At 76.3% G+C, this 4,486-nt stretch carries 6 protein-coding genes and 1 pseudogene; 1 reads left to right on the forward strand and 6 read right to left on the reverse strand.

All coding sequences use genetic code 11. The features are described from left to right. The 3 genes and pseudogenes from RIM90_RS25990 to RIM90_RS26000 all read right to left on the reverse strand — a co-directional run. Positions 1-659, reverse strand: a pseudogene (locus RIM90_RS25990) (hypothetical protein); the annotation flags it as partial. Positions 660-956: 297 nt separating this feature from the next. Then, positions 957-1,574 carry an RNA polymerase sigma factor gene (locus RIM90_RS25995; RefSeq protein ID WP_309063182.1) on the reverse strand — a complete coding sequence of 206 codons (618 nt, stop codon included), beginning with the start codon at positions 1,572-1,574 and terminating at the stop codon, positions 957-959. A 106-nt stretch (positions 1,575-1,680) separates the two neighbouring features. Next, complete coding sequence (locus RIM90_RS26000) at positions 1,681-2,169, reverse strand: hypothetical protein (RefSeq protein ID WP_309063183.1); 489 nt, start codon at positions 2,167-2,169, stop codon at positions 1,681-1,683. Between the two features lie 259 nt (positions 2,170-2,428). Between RIM90_RS26000 and RIM90_RS26005 the strand changes: the two genes are divergently transcribed. Next, positions 2,429-2,626, forward strand: coding sequence for a hypothetical protein (locus RIM90_RS26005; RefSeq protein ID WP_309063184.1), 198 nt, complete (start codon positions 2,429-2,431; stop codon positions 2,624-2,626). Positions 2,627-2,723: 97 nt separating this feature from the next. Here the strand turns inward: RIM90_RS26005 and RIM90_RS26010 are convergent, their stop codons facing one another. From RIM90_RS26010 to RIM90_RS26020, 3 genes are all read right to left on the reverse strand, one after another. After that, positions 2,724-3,140, reverse strand: coding sequence for a hypothetical protein (locus RIM90_RS26010; protein ID WP_375165554.1), 417 nt, complete (start codon positions 3,138-3,140; stop codon positions 2,724-2,726). Between the two features lie 148 nt (positions 3,141-3,288). Continuing rightward, positions 3,289-3,858: a hypothetical protein gene (locus RIM90_RS26015; RefSeq protein WP_309063185.1), complete on the reverse strand. Its 570-nt coding sequence runs from the start codon at positions 3,856-3,858 to the stop codon at positions 3,289-3,291. A 106-nt stretch (positions 3,859-3,964) separates the two neighbouring features. Further along, positions 3,965-4,465 carry a hypothetical protein gene (locus tag RIM90_RS26020; protein WP_309063191.1) on the reverse strand — a complete coding sequence of 167 codons (501 nt, stop codon included), beginning with the start codon at positions 4,463-4,465 and terminating at the stop codon, positions 3,965-3,967. Positions 4,466-4,486 lie beyond the last annotated feature (21 nt).

Raw genomic sequence — 4,486 nt, forward strand, 5'->3', positions numbered from 1 at the left:
GCCTCGCCGGCGTTCTTCCGCGGCGCCGGGGTGCCGCCGGGCCGCGCCTCGGCGGTGGCCCGCTCCAGTTGCCCGGCGCAGTACGCGTCGACCTTCGCCTCGCCGCCCGCGGCCGCCGTGAGCCGCTTCCAGACCGCCGCGTCCAGCGCCGTACCGCGCCCCTGGACCCGCTCGTAGGCGCGGCAGTGCGCCTCGGTGTCCCGGACCGCGGCGGGGCGGTCCGGCTCGGCGGGGACGGCGGCGGAACCCGGGCCGGCGGACTCCCCGGTGGACGGCCCGGGGGCGCCGGGCGAGGCATGGGTGCGCCTGTCGTCCCGCGCGGGGCCGTCCGTGGCCGGTCCCGTCCCGCCGATCCCGGCGACCGCGACCCCGCCGAGGGCGAGGCCGCCGAGCAGCACGGAGAGCACGGCCTTCACCGAGTGGCTCCCGAGCCGCCACCGGCGGGGCCGCCAGTCGTCCCGGCGCCGGGTGCGCGCGCGGTGCGCCCCCGCCTCCCGGGCGGCCCGGAACGCGGCGACGGCCCGTTGTTCGGCGGCGGCGTCGACGGAGTCCCGGATCAGCGCGGCGGCGAGCAGCACCTCGAGGTCGGCGGCGTCCACGACGCGGCGCCGGTCGGTGACGGGGCCGTCCCACCCGGCCGGGCGGTGTCCGGACGGCATGCCCTCAGGGTGCACACGCCGACGGCCGGCCGGCCCGCCGTCGTTCTGCCGTTCACCCATGTCCGTTCCCGTCCCTGCTCGATCCACTCGGCCCCGTCGGCCCACCGGGCCCGTGCGGTCCGCCCGACCCGTGCCGACCGCCCGGGCAGGCGGTCCTGCCCCGACCGAGGCATACGTTCCGCTCATCCGGCCTGTTCAGTCCGCCGGTCCGGACGGACCGCCGCGGGCTGCCGGGTCCGGCCGGCTCACGCGGGGCGCCGTCGCCCCGCCCGCCGTGTCCGCCGTCCCGGCCACCGTTCATGTCGACTCACCCAGCGTCCGCGACGCCTCATCCGTCACACTCTCGACGCCCAGCTGCTTGGCCAGGCGTTTCAGCCCCCGGTACGCGGCCGTCCGGACCGCCCCCGGCCGCTTGCCGAGGACGCGGGCGGCGGCGGGGCCGTCGAGGCCGACGACCACCCGCAGCAGCACGGCCTCGGCCTGGTCCCGCGGCAGTTCGCCGACCAGTGCCAGGGCGTGCTCGGTGGACATGGCCTCCATGGCCTGGTCGTGGGTGCTCTGCGGACCGGGCAGCTCCAGTACGTCCTGCTCCAGGGCCGAGGGCCGGGGCCGTACCCGCTGCCGGCGCAGATGGTCCAGCGCCCGGTGCCGGGCGATGGTCGCCGTCCAGCCCCGGAACCCGGCTCCGTCGCCCTTGAACCGCCCCAGGTCGCGGGCTATCTCCAGCCAGGCCTCGGACGTCACGTCCTCGGCGTCGTCCCCGACCAGTCCGCGCACGTAGACGAGCAGTCCGGGCTGTACGAGCCGGTAGGCCACGGCGAACGCGGCCTCGTCCCCTTCCTGGGCCCGCGCGACGGCCGCGCCCAGTTCCCCGTCGTGCGCCTGTGCGCGGCGGGGTTCCCCTCCGTGGCCCAAGAACTGTCCTCGTCCGTACCGAGTGCGTAGCGCATCCGCTTGGCGTGAGCGCGTCCGACGATGCCCACACCCCCCACGGTCATCAGCGTCGGGCGCCACGAAAGTGTCACAGCTCGTCACGGGCCTCGTGCGGCACACGCACAGGGGCGGGCCGCCCGTGTCCGGCCGCCGGACGGCGGCGGGCCCGCCCGTGCAGCATCAGGTAGAAGGTCTGCAGCGACTCCTGCGGGTCGCCCGCCTCGAAGCGGTTGTGCACCCTGCCCACCGGGTTCCAGATCCGGCCGTCCGGCATCCGCACCCCGACCGGCTGGCCGAAGTAGGCGCGCTGCCCCTCGTCGAAGTCCACCCACGCCGCCCCGGCGTGGCGCACGAGCACCTCACCGACGTAGGCGCCGAGCCCGAACAGCGTCTCGCGCGCCCGCTCGCGGTCCGCGCCGCCCTTGCGCAGTCCGTCGACCAGGAAGTCGACGACGCGCAGGCTGGCCACGGAATAGTCCAGCGGGAGCCGGCCGCGGGCGGTCACCCGGGCGACGAAGGCCGCCGCGTACGGCCGCATCCGTCCCGCGGCCGGCATCCGCTCGTCCGCAGCCTCCATGGGCCCCACCTCTCCGCTCGGTCCGCCGGGGAGCCCTGCCGGGTTCCCCGGCAGACCAAGCGGGCGCCGCGCCCCGAGCGTCACGGGTCACGGACGTGTCGCTCGACACACGGCCAACTCACAGGCCCGGCACAACCTTTCGGCCTCCCGGTACGTCCGCGAGAGCCTTCGGGCGAAGGCGCGCACCCGGTGCCCGAGCTACGGCACGGAGATCAAGCCCGCCGCCGTCCACCACACCGGCGTCGACGCCGACAACGCGGTGTCCCTGACGGACCTGTCCGGCTACGGCCGCGCGGACCTGACGTTCGGTGCCGACGGCGAGGACACCTCGGACGGCGTCATCCTGTACCTGCCGAGCAACAGCACGGGCCCCGGCTACGGCGACTCCCCCGTCTTCGGCAAGAGCACCCTCGGCACGCCGACGGACGGCCGCCTCGGCCGGACGCTGACGCCGTAGCACCGCACCACCGCCCCCGCGGCGACGGCCGGGGTCCCCGCACCGCCCGGGGCCCCGGCCGCTTCACGTCCGCCGGCCGGCCGCGGCACCGGAAACGTCACTGCGCGCGCGGTCCCCCGCCCGACGCGTCCCGGCACAGCAGCCGCAGGGACCCGTCGCCCGTGTAACAGCGGACGGCCTCCTCGATCGGGTCCCAGATGCGGCCGTCGGGCGTGCGGACCCAGTAGTCGCCGCCCGTGGCCCACCACTCGCCACCGGTCTGGCGGACGATCACCTCACCGGTGTAGGCGCCGAATCCGCGCAGCACCAGCTCCACGGCGGCGTACGGGGCCTCCTCCCGGCGTATCTCCTCGATCACGCGGTCGACGCTCCACAGACTGCGCGCCGAGTAGTCGAGGCGCAGCCGTGCCCCTTCGCGCATCGCCGCCACCGCGTCCGCCGCCCACCGGACCGGCTTGGCCGCGGCCGAGGGCCTGGTCTCCTGCTGTGTCGTCACAGTCGTCGCAGTCGTCACACCTTCAAGAGCGTGCCGGTGAAGCGTTTCGTCACCCGGTTTCCGCGGCTTCCCGCAACCGGCGCAGGACCGCCCCGACTCCGCCCCAGGACCCTCACAGCGACGGAACTTTGTCGTGCGGTGGCCGCCGGTGCGGGGCTGCGCGGCCTCAGTCGTTCCTGCGGCTGCGCCGGGACACCGCGGCACGCAGCACCCGTCGCCCCTCCGTCGACACCTCCAGCGCCCCGCGCAGGCCCGTCGCTCCGTGGGCGGACAGCAGCTCCAGGACCGCGATCTGCCTGCGCAGTTCGGCGGCGACGAGCGGCGACATGCCGTCCGTACGGCCCGCGCGGCAGGCGTCGACCGGGTCCGCGTCGTCGGTCCGGGCGGCGGCGCCGTCCAGGAGCCGGTGGATGCGCAGCGCGGCGACGGAGCAGGCGTCGGCCCACATCCGCAGCTCGGCGGCGGACCGCCGGGCGGGGGCGGCGGCGAGCATCCGGTGCGCGAGCGCCGCGGCCTCGTCCTCGTCCTCGTCTCCCGCCGCGTCCAGCGTGCCGCGCACCTCCTCCAGCCGCTGTGCCCAGTCACCGGTGCCGGTGTCCTCCGCGAGGCTCGACCACAGCGGCCGCAGCACCTCGTCGTCGCCGCCCAGCAGGGGCACGCACCGATCCAAACAAGCCAATCCGCTCACGGCCAGCCCGCGCTCGTCGGCCTGTGCGATCAGTTCCACCAGGCTCATCCACGCCTCCCTCAGCGGGTACCGCAGGTCCCGATGAGGCCCTTCAGCAGCCTCTTCCCTCACGGAACCCGCATTTCCCCTTACTGCGCGCGACGGCCCGGGAATGTCACAGGGGCACCACTCCGAGCCGGTCCAGCAGACGGAAGAGGAGGTTTTCGGCCATCGGGCCGGGGTCGGCGGCGAGGACGTCGAGCCGTTCGTCCGCGGCCACGGCGTGTCCCGCCTCGGCGGCCCAGGCGACGGCGCGTTCGGCGGCGTCGCGGGGCTCCCGGAAGTAGTCGCCGAGGGTGAGCCCGTCCTCCTCCGGGCGGAGCCGGTCCGCCATCGCCGCCCGGCCCAGGCAGGTCGTCCACGCCCCGGGGCCGAGCGCCGCCGCCTCCACGACCGCGCAGTCGCCGCCCATGACGCAGGCGAACAGCGCGGGCGCCCCGGTCCGCTCGGCGAGGGCGCGCATGCCGCCCGCCTCGCCGGCCCCGGCGTACTCCCGGACCCGCCGGCCGCCCGGCGCCTCGGTGCGCAGGACGATGCCGTCGGCGCCGGACAGCGCGTCCCGCTCCGCGAGCGGCCGCTCGTCACGGCCCACGACGAAGCAGCCCCAGTAGCCCATGCCGCTGCCCCCGCCCTCTCG

The organism is Streptomyces sp. (genome assembly GCF_031181555.1).
In the GTDB taxonomy this organism is placed as follows: Bacteria; Actinomycetota; Actinomycetes; order Streptomycetales; family Streptomycetaceae; genus Streptomyces; species Streptomyces fimbriatus.